17 protein-coding genes are annotated in these 19,628 nt (G+C 74.6%); 14 read left to right on the top strand and 3 right to left on the bottom strand.

The annotated features are described in order from the left end of the window. The first annotated feature begins 18 nt into the window (after positions 1-18). The 14 genes from BD833_RS07215 to wag31 all read left to right on the top strand — a co-directional run bounded on the left by BD833_RS07215 (position 19) and on the right by wag31 (position 15,623). Positions 19-1,569: a UDP-N-acetylmuramoyl-L-alanyl-D-glutamate--2,6-diaminopimelate ligase gene (locus tag BD833_RS07215; protein ID WP_166532471.1), complete on the top strand. Its 1,551-nt coding sequence runs from the start codon at positions 19-21 to the stop codon at positions 1,567-1,569. Next, positions 1,566-2,969 carry a UDP-N-acetylmuramoyl-tripeptide--D-alanyl-D-alanine ligase gene (locus BD833_RS07210; RefSeq protein ID WP_166532470.1) on the top strand — a complete coding sequence of 468 codons (1,404 nt, stop codon included), beginning with the start codon at positions 1,566-1,568 and terminating at the stop codon, positions 2,967-2,969. Before BD833_RS07215 ends, BD833_RS07210 begins: the two co-directional genes overlap by 4 nt. Next, entirely contained in the window at positions 2,966-4,042 is a 1,077-nt protein-coding gene (mraY, locus tag BD833_RS07205; protein WP_166532469.1) for a phospho-N-acetylmuramoyl-pentapeptide-transferase, read from the top strand. Before BD833_RS07210 ends, mraY begins: the two co-directional genes overlap by 4 nt. Then, positions 4,039-5,481, top strand: coding sequence for a UDP-N-acetylmuramoyl-L-alanine--D-glutamate ligase (gene murD / locus BD833_RS07200; RefSeq protein WP_166532468.1), 1,443 nt, complete (start codon positions 4,039-4,041; stop codon positions 5,479-5,481). Before mraY ends, murD begins: the two co-directional genes overlap by 4 nt. Next, the gene (gene ftsW / locus BD833_RS07195) at positions 5,478-7,004 is read left to right on the top strand and encodes a putative lipid II flippase FtsW (protein ID WP_243737508.1); all 1,527 of its coding nucleotides are present in this window, start codon (positions 5,478-5,480) and stop codon (positions 7,002-7,004) included. Before murD ends, ftsW begins: the two co-directional genes overlap by 4 nt. Further along, the gene (murG, locus tag BD833_RS07190; protein ID WP_166532467.1) at positions 7,001-8,098 is read left to right on the top strand and encodes an undecaprenyldiphospho-muramoylpentapeptide beta-N-acetylglucosaminyltransferase; all 1,098 of its coding nucleotides are present in this window, start codon (positions 7,001-7,003) and stop codon (positions 8,096-8,098) included. The genes ftsW and murG overlap by 4 nt, the downstream gene beginning before the upstream one ends. A 10-nt stretch (positions 8,099-8,108) precedes the next feature. Further along, positions 8,109-9,593, top strand: a complete 1,485-nt coding sequence (gene murC / locus BD833_RS07185) for a UDP-N-acetylmuramate--L-alanine ligase (RefSeq protein ID WP_166532466.1) — start codon at positions 8,109-8,111, stop codon at positions 9,591-9,593. Then, complete coding sequence (locus BD833_RS07180; RefSeq protein WP_166532465.1) at positions 9,590-10,393, top strand: cell division protein FtsQ/DivIB; 804 nt, start codon at positions 9,590-9,592, stop codon at positions 10,391-10,393. The genes murC and BD833_RS07180 overlap by 4 nt, the downstream gene beginning before the upstream one ends. A gap of 413 nt (positions 10,394-10,806) precedes the next feature. Further along, positions 10,807-12,111 carry a cell division protein FtsZ gene (gene ftsZ / locus BD833_RS07175; protein WP_166532464.1) on the top strand — a complete coding sequence of 435 codons (1,305 nt, stop codon included), beginning with the start codon at positions 10,807-10,809 and terminating at the stop codon, positions 12,109-12,111. Between the two features lie 25 nt (positions 12,112-12,136). Continuing rightward, positions 12,137-12,880: a peptidoglycan editing factor PgeF gene (gene pgeF, locus BD833_RS07170; RefSeq protein WP_208092407.1), complete on the top strand. Its 744-nt coding sequence runs from the start codon at positions 12,137-12,139 to the stop codon at positions 12,878-12,880. A 40-nt stretch (positions 12,881-12,920) separates the two neighbouring features. Further along, complete coding sequence (locus BD833_RS07165; RefSeq protein ID WP_166532463.1) at positions 12,921-13,655, top strand: YggS family pyridoxal phosphate-dependent enzyme; 735 nt, start codon at positions 12,921-12,923, stop codon at positions 13,653-13,655. A gap of 91 nt (positions 13,656-13,746) precedes the next feature. After that, complete coding sequence (locus BD833_RS23195; protein ID WP_166532462.1) at positions 13,747-14,460, top strand: cell division protein SepF; 714 nt, start codon at positions 13,747-13,749, stop codon at positions 14,458-14,460. Between the two features lie 49 nt (positions 14,461-14,509). After that, positions 14,510-14,797, top strand: a complete 288-nt coding sequence (locus BD833_RS07155; protein ID WP_166532461.1) for a YggT family protein — start codon at positions 14,510-14,512, stop codon at positions 14,795-14,797. 100 nt (positions 14,798-14,897) lie between these two features. Beyond that, positions 14,898-15,623, top strand: coding sequence for a DivIVA-like cell division protein Wag31 (wag31, locus tag BD833_RS07150; protein ID WP_166532460.1), 726 nt, complete (start codon positions 14,898-14,900; stop codon positions 15,621-15,623). 118 nt (positions 15,624-15,741) lie between these two features. Here wag31 and BD833_RS07145 read toward each other — a convergent pair whose 3' ends face one another. The 3 genes from BD833_RS07145 to BD833_RS07135 form a co-directional block, all read right to left on the bottom strand. Next, positions 15,742-16,662, bottom strand: coding sequence for a carbohydrate ABC transporter permease (locus BD833_RS07145; protein ID WP_166532459.1), 921 nt, complete (start codon positions 16,660-16,662; stop codon positions 15,742-15,744). Further along, the gene (locus BD833_RS07140) at positions 16,659-17,648 is read right to left on the bottom strand and encodes a carbohydrate ABC transporter permease (RefSeq protein ID WP_166532458.1); all 990 of its coding nucleotides are present in this window, start codon (positions 17,646-17,648) and stop codon (positions 16,659-16,661) included. The genes BD833_RS07145 and BD833_RS07140 overlap by 4 nt, the downstream gene beginning before the upstream one ends. A 125-nt stretch (positions 17,649-17,773) precedes the next feature. Then, on the bottom strand, positions 17,774-19,153 hold the full coding sequence (locus BD833_RS07135) for an ABC transporter substrate-binding protein (protein WP_166532457.1): 1,380 nt from the start codon (positions 19,151-19,153) through the stop codon (positions 17,774-17,776). Positions 19,154-19,628: the final 475 nt, after the last annotated feature.

Below are 19,628 nucleotides of genomic sequence, written 5' to 3'. Positions count from 1 at the left end.
CCGGTAGATTGGAGCCCCGTGACCCCGACCGATCCCGGGGCGGCCCCGCGGGCCGCCGGGAACCGACCGCTTCCCCTCGCCGCGCTGACCGATCTGATCGGCACGCCGGAGGGTGGCGGCGCCGACGTCGCGGTCTCCGGCGTCACCCTCGCCTCCGGCGACGTCGCCCCCGGCCACCTCTACGCCGCCCTGCCCGGCGCGCGCACGCACGGCGCCCGGTACGCCGCCGATGCCGCCGCCCGCGGCGCCGTGGCCCTGCTCACCGACCCCACCGGGCGGGAGCAGGCGGCAGCCGCCGGGCTGCCGGTCTGCGTGGTCGACGACCCCCGCCAGGTGCTCGGTGCCGTCGCCGACCGGGTCTACGGCGAGCCCAGCGCGCGGATGGCCGTCCTGGGCATCACCGGCACGAACGGCAAGACCACCACCAGCTACCTGGTCGAGGCCGGGCTGGCCGCCGCGGGCCGCGCCACCGGCCTGATCGGCACGGTCGAGACCCGCACCCGCACGGCCGACGGGGCCGCCACCGCGCTGCCGAGCGTCCGCACCACGCCCGAGGCCCCCGCCCTCCACGCCCTGCTCGCCGGCATGGCCGCGGACGGGGTCTCCGCGGTGGTCATGGAGGTGTCCAGCCACGCGCTGGTGATGGGCCGGGTCGGCGGCGTCCGCTTCGCCGCCGCCGGCTTCACCAACCTGGGCCGCGACCACCTGGACTTCCACACCGACATGGAGGACTACTTCCGGGCCAAGGCGCTGCTGTTCGACGGCCGCGCCGGCGTGGAGGTGGTCGACGTCGACGACGCCTACGGGCGCCGTCTGGTCGACCGGCCCGGCCGTCCGCGGCCGGTGACGGTCGCCGGCAGCGAGGGCGCGACGGCGGACTGGACCGCCTCGGACGTCGCTCCGGCGCCCGGTGGCGGCTCCACCTTCACCCTGCACGGGCCCGGCGGCCGCAGCTGGCCGGCGCGGCTCCGGCTGCCCGGCCGGTTCAACGTCGCCAACGCGGTGCTCGCGGTGGCGCTGCTGGACGGCGTCGGCGTCGCCGTCGAGGACGCGCTCACCGGCCTGGCCGCCACCGTGGTCCCCGGCCGCATGGAGCCGGTGGACGCCGGGCAGCCGTTCGTGGCCGTGGTCGACTACGCCCACACCCCAGACGCCGTGCGCACCGCGCTGACCGCGCTCCGCGCGGCGACCACGGGCCGGCTGATCACCGTCCTCGGCTGCGGGGGCGACCGGGACCCGGGCAAGCGCCCGGAGATGGGCCGGGCGGCGGCCGAGGGCAGCGACGTCCTGGTGGTCACCGACGACAACCCCCGCTCCGAGGAGCCGGCCGCGATCCGCGCCGCGATGCTCGCCGGGGCCGCGGAGGTGGCCGAGGACCGGCGCGCCGAGGTGCTCGAGGTCGGGAACCGGCGGGCGGCCCTGGCCGCGGCCGTGCGGCTGGCCCGCGCGGGGGACACGCTGCTGGTGGCCGGCAAGGGCCACGAGACGGGGCAGGAGATCGCGGGCACGGTGCACCCCTTCGACGACCGCACCGCGCTGCGCGAGGTCCTGGGCGGAGGGGCGCCGTGATCGAGCTGTCGCCGACCGAGGTGGCCGAGCTGGCCGGGGGCCGCCTGGTGGGTCCGCCGGACGGCGGGGTCGCCGGCAGGGTCACCGGGAAGGTCACGCTGGACTCGCGCGCGGTGGCCGCGGGGGACCTCTTCGTCGCCGTGGCGGGGGAGCGGGCCGACGGGCACGACTTCCTCGGTGCCGCGGCCGCGGCCGGTGCGGTCGCCGCGCTGGCCGCCCGTCCCGATCCGGCGCTGCCGTGCGTCGTCGTCGACGACCCGGTGGAGGCGCTGGGCCGGCTGGCCGCGGGCGTGCACGAGCGGCTCGCGCGGGCCGGGCTGCTGACCCTGGGCATCACCGGCTCGTCGGGCAAGACCTCGACCAAGGACCTCCTGGGCCAGGTGCTGGCGGTCGGCGGGCCGACGGTCAGCCCGCCGGGCTCGTACAACAACGACATCGGCCTGCCGCTGACCGTGCTCTCCGCCGACGAGGGCACCCGCTTCCTGGTGCTGGAGATGGGCGCGCGCGGTCCCGGCCACATCGCCCGGCTGTGCCGGGTCGCCCGCCCGCAGGTGGGCGTCGTCCTCAACGTGGGCTCGGCCCACCTCGGCGAGTTCGGCAGCGCCGAGGTGATCGCGCAGGCCAAGGGCGAGCTGGTGGAGGCGCTGCCGGCCGACGGGGCCGCCGTGCTCAACGCCGACGACGCCCGGGTGCTCGGCATGGCGGAGCGGACGAGGGCCCGCGTGGTCACCACCGGTCGCGCGCCGGCTGCCGACGTCCGGGCCGTCGACGTCGCGCTCGACGACGCCGCCCGCGCCGGGTTCACGCTGGTGGCCGGCGGCGAGCGCCACCCGGTCGCGCTGCGCGTGGTCGGCGAGCACCAGGTGGCCAACGCCCTCTCGGCGGCCGGCGCCGCACTGGCCGCGGGGCTGACGCCCGCGGAGGTGGCCGGTGCGCTGTCGGCCGCGGCGCCGCGCAGCCGCTGGCGCATGGAGGTGGACCGCCGGGCCGACGGCGTGACGGTCGTCAACGACGCGTACAACGCCAACCCCGAGTCGATGCGCGCGGCGCTCGCGGCGCTCGCCGGCCTCGCGGGGGAGCGCCGCATCGCCGTCCTCGGCGGCATGGCCGAGCTCGGGCCCGACGCGGCCGCCGAGCACGAGCGGCTGGGCCGCGACGCGGTCGCCGCCGGGGCCGACCTGGTCGTGGCGGTCGGTGCCGATGCGGTAGGCATTGCGGAGGGCGCGACCGCCGCGGGGCGGCGCGCAGGAGAGGAGTCGGTGCACGTGCCGGACCGGGGCGCCGCCCTCGCGTGGCTGTCGGAGGTGCTGCGGCCCGGGGACGTCGTCCTCGTCAAGGCCAGCCGCGCCTACGGCCTCGAGCTGCTCGCCGCCGACCTGCTGGGCGGTGCCGCGCAGTGAGGAGCGTCCTCATCGCGGCCGCGGTCGGCCTGGTCATCTCCATCCTGCTGACCCCGATCGCGATCCGGGCCTTCCGCCGCCAGGGCATGGGCCAGGAGATCCGGGACGACGGCCCCGAGAGCCACCTGTCCAAGAAGGGCACGCCCACCATGGGCGGGACGGTGATCGTCGGCGCGACGGTGCTCGGCTACGTCGCCGCCCACCTGGCGTTCCTCGGCGAGTCCGGCTGGGGGTTCAGCGCGACCGGGCTGCTGCTGCTCTTCCTCATGGTGGGCATGGGCACGGTCGGCTTCCTCGACGACTACCTGAAGATCCGCCACCGGCGGAGCCTCGGCCTCAACAAGACCGCCAAGCTGGTCGGCCAGCTCGTCGTCGGCGTCACCTTCGCCGTGCTGGCGCTCAACTTCCCCAGCGACGGGGTGACGCCGGCCTCCACGGTGGTGTCCTACGTGCGCGACATCGCACCACTGGCGCTGGGCCCCGTCGCCTTCGTCATCCTCGCCTACCTGTTCATCGCCGGGTTCTCCAACGCCGTCAACCTCACCGACGGCCTGGACGGGCTGGCCGCGGGGTCCTCGGCGATGGTGCTGGCCTCCTACATCGTCATCTCGTTCTGGCAGTTCACCCACCACTGCGCCACCGAGCTGATCGAGGGCTGCTACACCGTCCGCGACCCGCTGGACGTCACGCTCGTCGCCGCCGCCGGGATGGGCGCGTGCCTGGGCTTCCTGTGGTGGAACACCAGCCCGGCGCGCATCTTCATGGGCGACACCGGCTCGCTGGCCCTCGGTGGGCTGCTGTCGGGGCTGGCCATCGTCACCCGCACCGAACTGCTGCTGGTCGTCCTGGGCGGGTTGTTCGTCGCGGTCACCCTGTCGGTGATCATCCAGGTCGCCTTCTTCCGCGCGACCCGGCGGCGGGTCTTCCGCATGGCGCCCCTGCACCACCACTTCGAGCTGGCCGGCTGGACCGAGAACACCGTCATCGTGCGGTTCTGGCTGGTCACCGGCATGGCGGTGGCGTTCGGGCTCGGGCTGTTCTACGCCGACTGGCTGAGCTTCGTGGGCCTGTGAGCACTCCTTCCGACGCCGTCGTCGGCCGCACCGCCCTCGTCGCCGGGCTCGGCGTCTCCGGGGCGGCCGCGGCCCGGGTGCTGCTGGCCTCCGGGGCGCACGTGCTGCTCACCGACGCCGCGCAGCCGCCCGTGGTCACCGAGCTCACCGACGCCGGCGGCACCTGGCTGGGCGCCGTCGAGGAGCTGCCCGACGGCGTCGACCTGGTGGTCACCTCGCCGGGCTGGCGGCCCGACTCGCCGCTGCTGGCCGACGCCGCCGCCCGCGGGATCGAGGTGGTCGGGGAGCCGGAGCTCGCCTGGCGGCTGCGCATCCCCGGCCCCGACGGGACCCCGGCCCCGTGGCTGGCGGTGACCGGGACCAACGGGAAGACCACCACGGTGACCATGCTGGAGGCGGTCCTGGTGGCCGCCGGCCGCCGGGCGGTCGCGGCCGGCAACGTGGGCCGGCCGCTGGTCGAGGTGGTCACCGCCCGGGACGCCGACGGCGCGCCGGCCTACGACGTCCTCGCGGTGGAGCTGTCCAGCTTCCAGCTGCACTGGTCCTCCTCGCTCGCCCCCGCGGCGGCGGCCGTGCTCAACGTCGCCGACGACCACACCGACTGGCACGGCTCGTTCGCCGCCTACCGCGACGCCAAGGCGCGCATCCTCGAGCGGGCGCCGGTCGCCGTCGCCGACGCCGGCGACCCGGTGGCCGCCGCCCTGGTGGTGGCCCACCCGCGGCCGGTGACCGTCACCCTCGGCGAGCCGGCCCCCGGCCAGCTCGGCGTCCGGGCCGGCGCGCTGGTCGACCGCGCCTTCGCCGCCGACCCGGCGGGGGAGCACCTGATGGCGCGCGAGGAGCTGCAGCTGCCCGGGCCGCACAACACCGTCAACGCCCTGGTGGCCGCCGCGCTGGCCCGGGCGGTGGGCGTCGACGCCGCCGCCGTGCGCCGGGGCCTGGCGGGCTTCCGCGGGGGCGCGCACCGCAACGAGCTGGTCGCCACCGTCGACGGCGTGGACTTCGTGAACGACAGCAAGGCGACCAACCCGCACGCGGCCGGCGCCTCCCTGGCCGGCTACCCGCGGGTGGTCTGGATCGCCGGCGGTCTGCTGAAGGGCGCCGACGTGGACCCGCTGGTCGCCGCCGTCGCGCCCCGGCTCGCCGGTGCGGTCCTCCTTGGCCGCGACCGGGCGGACGTGGCGCGTTCCCTGGCGCGACACGCGCCGTCGGTGCCCGTCGTGGAGGTCCCGAGCGGCGACGATGACGGGATGGCCGGGACGGGTGTGACTGCTGAGGCGACGATGGCGCAGGTCGTCGCCGCCGCGGCCGGGCTGGCCCGGCCGGGGGACACGGTGCTGCTCGCGCCGGCGGCCGCCTCCATGGACGTCTTCCGGGACTACGGCCACCGCGGGCGCGCGTTCGCCGACGCGGTGCGCGGGCTCGGGACCCGGGCGTGACCGCGACCGAGCGACCGCTGCGCCCGGCCCGCCCGGCGCGCGACCGCCCGGCCGGCGCCGCCCGTCGTCCGCGCCGCCGGCGTTGGGCCGGGCCGGCGTGGCTCGACGGGCCGATGACCAGCTGCCACCTCGTGCTCGGTTCCGCCGGGCTGCTCCTGCTCATCGGCCTGACCATGGTCTTCTCCGCCTCCGCCATCGAGGCGGCGCTGGACGACGAGCCGGCCTGGGCGCCCGGCGTGAAGCAGCTGGTGCTGGCCTGCATCGGCCTGGGCGCGATGGTGGTCGCCATGCGGCTGCCGGTCGGGCTGATCCGCCGCTGGGCCCCGGTCGCCCTCCTCGTCGTCGTCGGGCTGCTGCTGATCGTGCTCATCCCGGGGATCGGTCAGGAGCGCAACGGCGCCCGGCAGTGGATCCCGCTGGGGGTCACGGACTTCCAGCCCTCCGAGCTCGGCAAGCTGGTGTTCGCCCTGTGGGGCGCGCACGTCCTGGCGCTGCGCGAGCGCTACCTGACCACCCAGTCGCTGCTGGTCCCGGTGCTGCCGGTGTTCGGGGTGCTGTCGCTGCTGCTGATCGCCGAGCCGGACTTCGGCGGCGTCGTCAGCCTGGGGCTGGTGCTGGTCGGGCTGCTCTGGGCCGGTGGCATGCCGATGCGCTGGTTCGGCGCCTTCGCCGGCGTCGCGGCGGTGCTGGTCGCCCTCATGGTCTGGGTGGCGCCGTACCGGATGGAGCGGATCACCGCCTTCCTCGACCCGTTCGCCGACCCGACCGACACCGGGTTCCAGGCCATCCGCGGCATGTACGCGCTGGCCACCGGCGGGCTGTGGGGCGTGGGCCTGGGCAACAGCAAGATGAAGTGGAACATCCTGCCCGAGGCGGAGTCCGACTACATCTTCGCCATCATCGGCGAGGAGCTCGGGTTCCTGGGCTGCCTGGTGGTGGTCACCCTCTACGGCGTGCTCGCCTACACCGGCTTCCGGATCGCCCTGCGCTCGGCCGACCGGTTCGTCCAGCTGGCGTGCGTGGCCATCACCGTGTGGCTGATCGGCCAGGCGACCATGAACATGGGGTACGTGGTGGGCCTGCTCCCGGTGACCGGCGTGACCCTCCCGCTCATCTCGGCGGGGGGGACCTCGCTGATCCTCACCCTCTTCATCGTCGGGCTGCTGGCCCGCTTCGCCCTGTCCGAGCCCGCCGCCGTCGAGCACCTGCGCACCGCCGAGCGCAGCCGCCTGGCGCGCCTGCTGCTGCCGGCGCCGACCACGGCCGTGGACCAGGTGCGGCCCCGTCGCGTCCCCGGGGACGCCGCTCCGGTTCGGCCCGCGGTGGGGAGCGCGCGCACCGTGCTGCACGCCCGGGGGACGTCGCCGCGGCGGACGCCGCCCCGCACCGAGAACCCGACCCGGTCGGCCGCGCCGGCGCGCCCGCGACCGGCCGGCGGCATCCCCGCGGCAGGCCGTTCCCAGCCCGGCGCGGCACCGCGGCAGCGCCCGGTCGGCACCGGCCGGTCGCGGGGCGGGCGATGACCGGCGTCCGGTCGGTCGTGCTCGCCGGCGGCGGCACCGGCGGGCACATCGAGCCGATGCTCGCGCTGGCCGACGCCCTCCGGCGACGCGACCCCGAGCTGCGGATCACCTGCCTGGGCACCGCCCGCGGCATGGAGACCCGGCTGGTGCCGGCGCGCGGCTACGACCTGCGGCTGATCCCGCCGGTGCCGCTGCCGCGCAAGCCCACGCCGGAGCTGCTCCGCGTCCCCGGCCGGGTCCGCCGGTCGGTGGCCGAGACCCGGGCGCTGCTCGACGAGCTCGCCGCCGACGTGGTCGTCGGCTTCGGCGGCTACGTGGCCCTCCCGGCGTACCTGGCCGCCCGCCGCGCGGGGGTGCCGGTCGTCGTCCACGAGCAGAACGCCCTGCCGGGGCTGGCCAACCGGATCGGGGCCCGCATCGCGGCCCGGGTCGCGGTCACCGCGCCGGGCACGCCGCTGCACCGTGGGGAGCACGTCGGCATGCCGCTGCGCCGGGCCATCTCCTCCCTCGACCGGGCCGGCCGCCGCGCCGAGGCGCGGGCGGAGTTCGGGCTGGACGCCGACCGGCCGACGCTGCTGGTCTCCGGCGGGTCGCAGGGCGCGGCATCGCTCAACCGGGCCGCGGCCGCCTCCGCCGACGCCCTCACCGCCGCCGGCGTCCAGGTGCTGCACGCCCGGGGCCCCAAGAACACCGACGTCGTCGTGCCCCCGCGCCCGGCCGGCAGCGCGCCCTACGTCGTCGTCGACTACCTGGAGCGGATGGACCTGGCCTACGCCGCCGCCGACCTGGCGCTGTGCCGGTCCGGGGCGGTCACCGTCGCCGAGCTGTCGGCGGTCGGTCTGCCGGCGGCCTTCGTCCCGCTGCCGATCGGCAACGGCGAGCAGCGGCGCAACGCCCAGCCGGTCCTCGACGCCGGCGGCGGGCTGCTCGTCGAGGACGGCGACCTCGGCCCGGCCTGGATCACCGACCACCTGCTGCCGCTGCTCACCGACCCGGCCGCGCTGGCCGACCTGGCGCGGCACGCCGCCGCCGCCGGAGTGCCGGACGCCGACGAGCGGCTGGCCGACATCGTCTGCGAGGTAGCGGAGAAGTGAGCGCCGGATCATGAGCGCAGAGGACGTCGCGGCCTGGAACGGGCCGGTGCCGACGCTGCCCGAGCTGGGCGCGGTCCACTTCATCGGCATCGGCGGCGCCGGCATGAGCGGCATCGCCCGCATCCTGCTGGCCCGCGGGGTGCTGGTCAGCGGCAGCGACCGGCGGGACAGCCCCACGCTGCTTGCGCTGCGCGCCCTCGGCGCCCGGGTCGAGGTGGGGCACGAGGCGGCGCACCTCGGCGACGCCGACACCGTCGTGGTGTCCACCGCGATCCGGCCGGACAACCCCGAGCTGGTCGCGGCCCGGGAGCGGGAGCTGCGGGTGCTGCCCCGCGCCGTCGCGCTGGCCGCGGTGATGGCCGGACGGCGCAGCGTCGCCGTGGCGGGCACGCACGGCAAGACCTCCACGACCTCGATGCTCACCGTCGCGGTGCAGGCCTGCGGTGTCGACGCCTCGTTCGCCATCGGCGGGAACCTCAACGAGTCGGGCAGCAACGCGCACGCGGGGACCGGCGACGTCTTCGTGGCCGAGGCCGACGAGAGCGACCGGTCCTTCCTCCTGCTCTCGCCCTACGCCGGCATCGTGACCAACGTCGAGGCCGACCACCTGGACAACTACGGCGACCTCGCGGCCGTCGAGGCGGCGTTCGACCGCTTCCTGGAGACCGTCCACCCCGACGGCTTCGTCGTCCTCTGCGCCGACGATCCCGGGGCGGCGCGGCTGCGCACCCGGCCCGGCCCCGCCCGGGTGCGCACCTACGGCACCGCCGAGGACGCCGACCTGCGCCTGGTCGACCTGCGGGTGGGCCGCGAGGAGACCAGCTACACGGCCGTGCTGGACGGCGCGGAGCTGGCCTCCGTCCGCATCCTCGTCCCTGGCGAGCACATGGCCCGCAACAGCGCGGCGGCCCTCCTGGCCGGTCTCGAGCTGGGGCTGCCCGCGAGCGGCCTGGTGGAGGGGCTCGGCCGGTTCGGCGGCGTCCACCGCCGCTTCGAGCTCAAGGGCGTCGCAGCCGGCGTCCGGGTGTACGACGACTACGCCCACCATCCGACCGAGGTGGCGGCCCAGCTGCGCGCCGCCCGCGCGGTGGCGGGGGAGGGGCGGCTGGTCGTGGCCTTCCAGCCGCACCTCTACAGCCGCACCCGGGAGTTCGCCGACGGTTTCGGCGCGGCGCTGGGGCTGGCCGACGAGGTCGTGGTCATGGACGTCTACGGCGCGCGCGAGGACCCCGTCCCCGGGGTGACCGGCGCGATGGTGGCCGACGCGGTGCCGCTGCCGGCCGACCGGGTGCGGTTCGAGCCGTCCTGGTCGGCGACGGGTCCGGCGCTGGCGGCGCGGGCGCGCCCCGGTGACCTGGTGATGACCATGGGCGCCGGCGACGTCTCCATGGTCGGGCCCGAGGTGCTCGACGCGCTGCGCTCCGGGGAGGCCGCCGGGCAGCGGCCGGCCGGGGGAGCCGGGGGGAAGGACGACGTGCCGGACGCCGGCCGGTGAGCCGCAGTGGCAGCACCACCCGGGACCGCACGCGCACGCGCGGGCGCCGGCCTGCCGAGCGGCGCGGTGCCCGCGTCGCGCCCCTGCCGTCCCGGCGGCCGGCCCGGCGCAGCGCCGGGCAGCGCCGGCTGCTCGCCCTCGCCGCGCTGCTGACGGTGGTCGCGGCGGTGGCCTGGCTGCTGTGGCTCGCCCCGTTCCTCGCCGTCCGCACGGTGCAGGTCGACGGGGTCACCACGCTGTCGGCCGACCAGGTGCGGGAGACCGCCCAGGTGCCCGACGGGGAGCCCCTGCTGCGGGTGGACCTCGGCGCGATCGAGGAGCGGGTCGCGCGGCTGCCCCAGGTGCGCGACGTCCAGGCCGCCCGGGGCTGGCCCGACCGGATCGTCGTGACCGTGGCCGAGCGGGTGCCCGTCGCGGTCGTGGGGGAGCCCGGGAACCGGTCGCTGGTCGACGCGGAGGGCGTCCTGTTCGACACGGTGACCGGGGAGCCGCCCCGCGGGGTCGTCCCGCTGGACGTGGCCGACCCCGGCCCGCAGGACCCGGCGACCCTGGCCGGGCTGGCGGCCGTCCGCGCGCTGCCCACCGGGTTGCGGGAGGACGTCGACGGCGTCGCCGTCCCGGACCCCGACGCCATCGAGCTGACGATGGCCGACGGCACCGTGGTGCGCTGGGGCGGCCCCGAGGAGTCCGACGTCAAGGGCCCGGTCGTCGTCTCGCTGCTGGAGCGGATCGCCGCCGGCGAGCTCGAGCCGGCCGCGCTGATCGACGTCAGCGCGCCCGACGCCGTCCTCCTGCGCTGACCCGCCCGCCCCGCCCGCCGCCCGGCGGTGCGGTCGAGCAGGAGCTGTCGAGCCGTGGTGGTGGCGCACCGTCGTCACGTGCCTGCGCACCGGCGCGGACGAGCACGTCGGCCGACACGCCGGTCGGTGCGACACGCCCGACACGCAGATTGTTCGGCGATGTTTCTCGTCTCCTGCACCGGACGGCCGTAGATCACAGGATGAGACGTTCTCGGCGCGAGTCGTCACGATCAGTGGTGTTGATGTGACCAAAGCGTCGTCAGAGTCTCGTGCGATCCGCGTCCGCCGACACGCCGACCCCCGGACGGTGCTTGTAGCGCCTCTCCGCCCGCACCTAACTTCACCTCTGTCGACCGAGTTGACATAACTGTAAGGCTGAACTTGAGGATGAGGGTCCAGTTGGGGAGCGCCGCATGACACCTCCGCACAACTATCTAGCGGTCATCAAGGTCGTCGGCATCGGCGGCGGCGGGGTGAACGCGGTCAATCGCATGATCGAAGTCGGCCTCAAGGGGGTCGAGTTCATCGCGATCAACACCGATGCCCAGGCGCTGCTGATGAGCGACGCCGACGTCAAGCTCGACGTCGGCCGCGAGCTCACCCGCGGGCTGGGCGCCGGAGCCCAGCCCGACGTGGGCCGCCAGGCCGCCGAGGACCACCGCGAGGAGATCGAGGAGGTGCTCAAGGGCGCCGACATGGTCTTCGTGACCGCGGGCGAGGGCGGTGGCACCGGCACCGGTGGCGCCCCCGTCGTCGCCTCGATCGCGCGGAAGCTCGGCGCGCTGACCATCGGCGTCGTCACCCGCCCGTTCGCCTTCGAGGGCAAGCGGCGCGCGGTGCAGGCCGAGTCGGGCATCGAGGAGCTGCGCAACGAGTGCGACACGCTGATCGTGATCCCGAACGACCGGCTGCTGCAGCTGGGCGACCGGAACGTCAGCGTCATGGATGCCTTCCGCACGGCCGACCAGGTCCTGCTGTCGGGTGTCCAGGGCATCACCGACCTGATCACCACGCCGGGCCTGATCAACCTGGACTTCGCCGACGTCAAGTCGGTCATGTCCGGGGCCGGCTCCGCCCTGATGGGCATCGGCAGCGCGCGCGGTGACAACCGGGCGCTGCTCGCCGCCGAGCAGGCGATCGCCAGCCCCCTGCTGGAGGCGTCGATGGAGGGCGCCCACGGCGTGCTCCTGTCGATCTCCGGTGGGTCGGACCTGGGGCTGTTCGAGATCAACGAGGCCGCCTCGCTGGTCTCCGACGCCGCGCACGCCGACGCGAACATCATCTTCGGGGCGGTGATCGACGACGCCCTCGGCGACGAGGTGCGGGTCACCGTCATCGCGGCCGGGTTCGACGGTGGCCGGCCGAGCTCCCGCAAGGAGACGGCCGGCGCGGGGATGGGGACGACGTCCGGGCACCTGTCGACCGGCGGAGCCTCGCCGTTCGCCTCGAACCGGCGCCCGGTCGCCGCGCCGCCGGTGGCCGCGGCGCCCCCGGTCGCCGCCGCACCGCCGGCCACGCCGCCGGCCGCACCGCCGGTGACGGGGGAGCGGCTCGCCCCGTCGGCACCGGGTGCGGCAGGGAACCGGCCGGCACCGGGCGGCGGCATCACCGTCCCGCCGCTGCCGCCGATCCCCGGACCGGCGGCCAACGGGCGCCGGCCGCTGTCGAACGAGGACTTCGAGGAAGAGCTGGACATCCCCGAGTTCCTGAAGGGCTGACGCGGGGGCCGTAAGGTCGGCCCCGATGAGCAGCAACCCGGCCGCCTCGCCGGCGGTGCGACCCCGCAGGGTCGTCACCGACCGGCGGGGCGGCCGTTCCCGTTCCCCGTACGACTCCTTCAACCTGGGCGACCACGTCGGGGACGACCCGGCCGACGTCGCCGCCAACCGCGCCCGCGTCGCCCGCGAGCTGGGGGTCGACGCGGATCGGCTGGTCTGGATGGACCAGGTGCACGGCACGGGCGTCGCCGTCGTCGACCGGCCGCAGCCGGGTCCGCTCGCGGACACCGACGCCCTGGTCACCGCGACCCCGGGGCTGGTGCTGGCCGTGCTGGCCGCCGACTGCGTACCGGTGCTGCTCGCCGACTCCGAGACCGGCGTCGTGGCCGCGGTGCACGCCGGCCGGGAAGGCGTCCGGAAGGGCGTCCTCCCGGCCGCGCTCTCCGCGATGGCGAGCCTCGGCGCCCGCGCGCGGCACGTGAGCGCGCTCCTCGGGCCCGCGGTCTGCGGGGCCTGCTACGAGGTGCCCGAGCAGATGCAGGCCGACGTGGCCCGGGTGGCGCCCGAGGCGGCGGTGCGGACCAGGACCGGCACGCCGGGGCTGGACCTGCGGGCCGGCATCGAGCAGCTCCTGCGCCGGGCCGGCATCCCCGAGGTGGTGCAGGACCCGCGCTGCACCGTCGAGGACGGCACGCTCTTCTCCCACCGCCGCGACGGCGTCACCGGGCGCCAGGCCGGCCTCGTCTGGCTCGACCAGCAGCACGGCTAGCGCCGGCTCGCCCGGGCGCGGCGGCTGCGAGGATGGCCCCATGTCGCGGCTGGAGGAGAACCTGCGGGCCGTCCGGGCCCGCATCGACGCGGCGGCCCGCGCTGCCGGGCGGGACCCGGCGGAGGTCGCCCTCCTCGCGGTGAGCAAGACCTGGCCGGCCGCCGACGTGCGGGCCCTGGCCGCCCTCGGGCAGCGCGACTTCGGCGAGAACCGGGTGCAGGAGCTGCTCGGCAAGGCCGGCGAGCTCGCCGAGGTCGAGCTCCGCTGGCACTTCGTCGGCCAGCTGCAGCGGAACAAGGCCGCGGCGGTCGCCCGGACCGGTGCGGTCGTGCAGTCGGTCGACCGCGCCCCGCTGGTCGCCACGCTGGACCGGGCGGGGCAGGAGGCCGGGCGCCCGGTCGGGGTGCTCGTCCAGGTCGATCTCGGCGGCCCCGAGGGCACGATCGGCGCCCGCGGCGGCGCGTCGCCCGCCGAGGTCCCGGCCCTGGCCGACGCCGTGGCCGGGGCGGCGGGGCTGCGGCTGCGTGGCCTCATGGCGGTGGCCCCGCGGGACGAGGAGCCGGGCCCGGCCTTCGCCCGGCTGGCCGCCGTGGCCGAGCGGGTCCGGGCCGACCACCCGGAGGCGGTCGAGATCTCGGCCGGCATGAGCGGGGACCTCGAGGCCGCCGTCGCGGCCGGCGCCACGCTGGTGCGTGTCGGAACCGCGCTGTTCGGCGCGCGGCCCCTACCCTGCGGTGAGTTCGAGGAACACCAGCCACGTGAGTCACAGCAGTAACACGAGCCGCAGGATCCCCGGCCCGCCGGGGACGATGTGACGACGATCGTGCAGACGCGACGCTGAGGACACCAGCAGAGGGGGAGGTCCGATGGCTGGAGCCATGCGGAGGATGGGGATCTACCTGGGGCTCGTCGAGGACGACGACACCCGGGGCTACGGCCGGTACGACTCCCGCCCGTCCGACGAGCTGGAGCACGACCGCCGCTACGGCGGCTACGCCGAGGACCGCTACGAGGACGACTACGCCGACCGTTCCTACGACGACGACTTCGCCGGCGGGTACGCCGACGCGGAGCCCGTCGCCGCCGAGCTGTCCACCGCCCGCGACCCCGAGCCCCTGTCGGTGCGCCGGGTCCAGGCCCGTCCGCTCGGGCTGGCCCCGACCGGTGCGGGGTCCAGCAGCATCGCCGCCCGCCTGGGCGGCATGAACAGCGGCCCGGTCGGCGCTGCGGGCCTCGCGGTCCGCGAGCCGGTCGTCGCCCCCGAGCCGGAGCCGGAGCCCGTGTCTGCACCCGTCGCCAAGACCTACCGGATCACCACGCTGCACCCGCGGACGTACAACGAGGCGCGCACCATCGGTGAGCGCTTCCGCGACGGCATGCCGGTGATCATGAACCTCACCGAGATGGACGACGCCGACGCCAAGCGCCTCGTCGACTTCGCTGCGGGCCTGAGCTTCGGCCTGCGCGGTAGTATCGAGCGCGTCACGGCGAAGGTCTTCCTGCTGAGCCCGCAGGATGTCGCCGTGACCCCCGAGGACAAGGCGAAGATCCGCGAGGGCGGGTTCTCCGAGAAGTCCTGAGGGGCACAGTGGAGTCGGCACCGGCGGGTGCCCTGAACGAGCGGGGCCCGTGTCTCTTTTCTGGCAGATCGTCTCCTCGGTGCTGCTCGTCTTCCTCGTCCTGCTCTTCGCGCGGTTCGTCGTCGACTGGGTGATGGTGCTGGCGCGCAGCTGGCGCCCGTCGGGCCTGGTCGCGGCCGGGCTCGAGGTCGTGTACTCGACCACCGACCCGCCGCTCAAGGCCCTGCGCAAGGTCATCCCACCGCTGAACCTGGGGTCCATTCGACTCGACCTCGGGTTTATGGTGCTGCTGATCGCCGTGGTGATCCTCCGGAGCATCACGCTCAGACTCGCATGACCACTGAATCCCCCGGGGCCGGGAACTCCGGGCGGGCGCGCGCCGCCGCAGCCCGTCCGGAGTCGTCCTGTTCCCGCCGTCCGACCCGAGGTGACCTGCGATGCCCCTGACGCCTGCCGACGTGCACAACGTCGTCTTCAAGAAGCCGCCGATCGGCAAGCGGGGCTACGACGAGGACGAGGTCGACGCCTTCCTCGATGTGGTCGAGGCCGAGCTGGCCCGCCTGATCGAGGAGAACAACGAGCTGCGCGCCACCGCCGGCCGTGCGGTGGCCCGCACCGAGGAGCGGCCCGAGGCCGCCGCACCCGCCGCGCCGGTGGCCGCGCCCCCGCCGCCCCCGGTGCAGCAGCCGCGGGAGGACGACAGCGCCCGCGCCTCGCGGATGCTGGCGCTGGCCACCGAGACCGCCGACCGCTACGTCAACGAGGCGAAGACCCAGGCCGAGCAGATGCTCAGCGGCGCGAAGACCAACAGCGAGCGCCTCATGACCGAGGCCCGCACCAAGAGCGAGCAGATGGTCGCCGAGGCCAAGCACCGGGCCGACTCGATGATGGGCGACGCCCGTACCCGCGCCGAGACGGTGGAGCGCGAGGCCCGGGCCAAGGCCGCGGCGCTGGACCAGGACGCCGAACGGCGCCACGTCGAGGTGATGGGCTCGCTGGAGGAGAAGCGCAGCAGCCTGGAGCGCAAGATCGAGGAGCTGCGCACGTTCGAGCGGGAGTACCGCACCCGGCTGCGGTCCTACCTCGAGTCGCACCTGCGCGACCTGGACAACCGCGGCTCCGCCGAGCCGGCGGCGGCGGGCCGGCAGAACCAGCACGCCTGACCCGTAGCGCACACGAGAGGGGCCCCGGACCGATCGGTCCGGGGCCCCTCTCGTCGCTCTGGCCCCCTCCCGGGCACCGCCCCGAGCGTGCGAGGGGTGGCGAGGAGGGGGTCCTTCCTCAGCCCTTCACGCTGCCGGCCAGCAGGCCGCGGACGAAGAAGCGCTGCAGGGCGACGAACACGATCAACGGGACCACCATGGCGACGAAGGCGCCGGCCGCCAGCAGGTACCAGTCGGAGCCGCGGCTACCGACCATGTCGGCCAGGCGGACGGTCAGCGGAACGGTGTCAGGGCTGCTGGCGAAGGTGAGCGAGACCAGCAGGTCGTTCCACACCCACAGGAACTGGAACACCCCGAAGGCGGCGATCGCCGGGGTCAGCAGCGGGAGCAGCACCTGGAAGAAGATCTTCACGTGCCCGGCGCCGTCCATGCGCGCCGCCTCCACCAGCGAGGGCGGGATCTCCCTCATGAAGTTGTGCAGCAGGAAGATCGCCAGCGGCAGCGCGAACATCGAGTGCGAGAGCCAGACCGTCCAGAACGAGCCGGCCAGTCCGCTGTCGACGTACAGGCTCAGCAGCGGGATCAGGGTGACCTGGAGCGGCACGATCTGCAGGGCGAAGACCGCGACGAACAGGACGCTGCGGCCCTTGAACGGGATCCAGGCGAAGGCGTAGGCGGCCAGCAGCGCCAGCGTGATCGGGATGACGACGGAGGGCAGCGTGATGACCAGGCTGTTGACGAAGAGGGTGGCGAAGTCGGTCCCCCCGCCGTAGAGCACCTGGTTGTAGTTGTCGACGGTGAACTGGGGGTCGGTGAACATCGACCACCAGCCCGAGCGTCGGATGTCGAGCTCGGGGCGGAAGGACGTCAGGAGCAACCCGAACGTCGGCACGGTCCACAGGACGGCGATGACGATCGCAGCCACCGACGCGGTGCGGGAGGTGAGCCGCTTCTGGGCCCGCTCGGCGCGGGAGTGCACCCGGCCGCGGGTGTCCGCCTCCCCGGGGACGGGCGCCATGACCGGGGTCGTGGTCGTCATCGGATCTCCTCGGACAGGCGCAGCTGGCGCACGTTGTAGGCGATGATCGGCACCACCAGGACGAACAGGAGGACCGCCAGCGCGGCGCCGAGCCCGAAGTTGAACTGGCGGAACGCCTGCGTGTAGAACTCGTTGGCCACGACGCTCGTGCCGAAGTTCCCGCCGGTCATCGTGCGGACCACGTCGAAGACCTTCAGGGTCACGATGGCGATCGTGGTGAGCACCACGACGAGGGCCGGCCGGATGCTCGGCACGGTGACGTAGCGGAACATCTGGAAGCCGCCGACGCCGTCGAGCCGGGCGGCCTCCACGACGTCGTCGGGGATGGCCTTGATCGCGGCGGAGAGGACGGTCATCGCGAAGCCGGCCTGGATCCAGATCATCACGACGATCAGGTAGAGCGTGTTTGCCGGCGCGGTCAGCAGGAACTGCTGGGGTTCGATCCCGACCAGGACCAGCAACTGGTTGAGCAGGCCGATCTGGTTCACGCCAGGCTGATCGGGGCGGAACTCGTAGACGAACCTCCAGATCACGCCCGCGCCGACCATGGAGATCGCCATGGGCAGGAACACCAGCGCCTTGGCCAGCGACTCGAACCGGGTGCGGTCGACGAGGTAGGCGTAGACGAGGCCGAGGGCGGTGGTGACCAGCGGGACGAGGACCACCCACAGCGCCGTGTTGAGCAGCACCCGCTGGAAGCCGTCGTCGGTGAAGATCCGGGCGTAGTTGTCCAGGCCGATGAACTCGTCACCGGTCTTGTCGTAGAACGATCCGCGGATGGTCGACAGGGCCGGGTAGACCAGACCGACCACCAGCAGCAGCAGCGTCGGGCCCAGGAAGCCGGCCACCACGACCCAGGTCGGGACCCGCTTGGGCCGGTCGACGGCGAACAGGATGCCGCCCATGACGACGGCGAACAGCAGGATGGCGATCGCCATGAGGGCGAACTTGTGCCCCGCGGTGTTCGCTTCCAGTAACCACTCCACCGGTGGCGACCTCTCCCTCGACGGGGGAAGCCGGGGGGCGGCAGCGTCGCTGCCGCCCCCCGGCGTCCGGGGTGGGTGAGCGCCCGGTCAGCCGTGCGGCCGGCTGGGCTCTCGGGTGTCGGACGTCAGGACGCGGGCCACGCGTTCTCGACGTCGGTGAGGACGGCCTCGCTGGCCTTGTCGTTCGCGATCCAGCTGGTCAGCTCCGTCCAGAGCCGCCCGGCGCCGATCTCGCCCGGCATCAGGTCCGACCCGTCGAACCGGAAGACCGCCTCCGGGTCCTGGAACAGCTCGGCCGACAGCTGGTCGATCGGCGACTCCAGGTTGTCGACGTCCAGCCCGGTGTTGGCGCTGACCCAGCCGGGGCCGGACACCTGCGCCTTGATGTTGGCCCACTCCGGCGAGGACAGGTACGTCTGGAACGCCTGGGTGGCCGGGTCGTCGTTGAACGCCGCGGTGAACTCGCCACCGCCGAGCACCGGCGGGGTGCCCTCGCTGCCGATGGGCGGGAGCGGGAAGGCGAAGACGTCGCCGTCCTCTCCGATCTCGGTGCCCTCGGGCCAGTTGGCCTGGTAGAAGGACGCCTGGCGGTGCATCCAGCAGCTGCCGTCGAGGATGGGGAGCGCCGCGTCGTCGAAGGCGGTGGAGGCGACGGACTGCACGTCACCGAGGCCGCCGTTGACGAAGTCGGGGTTCTTCAGGATCTCGCCGACGGTGTTGAGCGCCTCGACGATCCGCGGGTCGTTGAACGGGATCTCGTGGTTGACCCACTGGTCGTAGACCTCGGGGCCGGCCTGGCGCAGGACGACGTCCTCCAGCCAGTCGGTGGCCGGCCAGCCGGTGGCGTCACCGGAGCCGATGCCCGCGCACCACGGCTTGGCGCCGGTGGCGGCGATCTCCTCGGAGAGGGCGATCATCTCGTCCCACGTCTGCGGGATCTCGTAGCCGGCCTCCTCGAAGGCCGCGGGGGAGTACCAGACGAAGGACTTGGCGTTGGCGCCCAGCGGCGCGGCGTAGAACTCGCCGTCGACGGTCCCGTACTCCTTCCAGCTCTCGTCCCAGTACTCCTCGACGTTCGCCTCGGTCTGGTCCGGTGCCGGGACGACGTCGCCGGAGGCGACGAGGTTCGCCAGCAGACCGGGCTGCGGGATGAAGGCGATGTCGGGGGCGTTGCCCGACTGGGTGCGGACGACGAGCTGCGCCTCGAACTCGCGCGAGCCCTCGTACTGCACGTCGACGCCGGTGCACTCCTCGAACGGCACGTAGGAGTCGATGTGCGGCTGGTCCTCGGGGTCGACGATCGAGGTGTAGACGGTGACCGTCTCGCCCTCCAGGTCGCCGAACTCCTCGTAGGGAGCGCAGTCGATTTCCGAGTCGGCGGCCGCCTCGGCGCCGCCGCCGCCACCGCCGTCGATCTCGTCGGCACCGCAGCCGGCGAGCACCAGGGCGACGCCCAGGCCCCCGGCCAGGACCGCCGATCGGCGTCCTCTCGCACGCATGGTCATGTCGTTCCTCCAGAGTTCTGCGGCTGCTCTGCCGCGCTGCGTGGCCCTGTGCTCGGCACCCGGTTCCCAGGTGGCGGCCGCCACGTCCGTCCGGGGACCTTAGCGGCGCTGGAAGGCCTCCAGCCGGAACAGTGCCGTAACCGTTATGAAGCCCCCGAGCGGTCTTTCGCCCGTCCGGGGGCACTGTGACGCGGAGCATATGGGAGCGCTCTCACAATGTCTCCCCCTCGGTGCGCGCCGGTCGTCCGGAGGGGGGTGCCCGGCCGTGACACGGTCGGGGAGTCCGGTGGGACCGTGGTGGTCACCGGGTCACCCGCCGTGCCAGAGTGACCCACCACTCATCGAGGAAGGGACCCATGGCCGCCATCACCTTCGATCACGCGACGCTCGTCTACCCGGGGGCGGACCGCCCGTCGGTCGACGGGCTCGATCTGGAGATCGCCGACGGCGAGTTCCTCGTGCTGGTCGGCCCCTC

This window comes from Blastococcus xanthinilyticus, from assembly GCF_008124835.1.
Lineage (GTDB): Bacteria > Actinomycetota > Actinomycetes > Mycobacteriales > Geodermatophilaceae > Blastococcus > Blastococcus xanthinilyticus.
The sequence above is the reverse complement of the archived record's forward strand: the minus strand, read 5'-3'. Positions and strand labels throughout refer to the sequence as shown.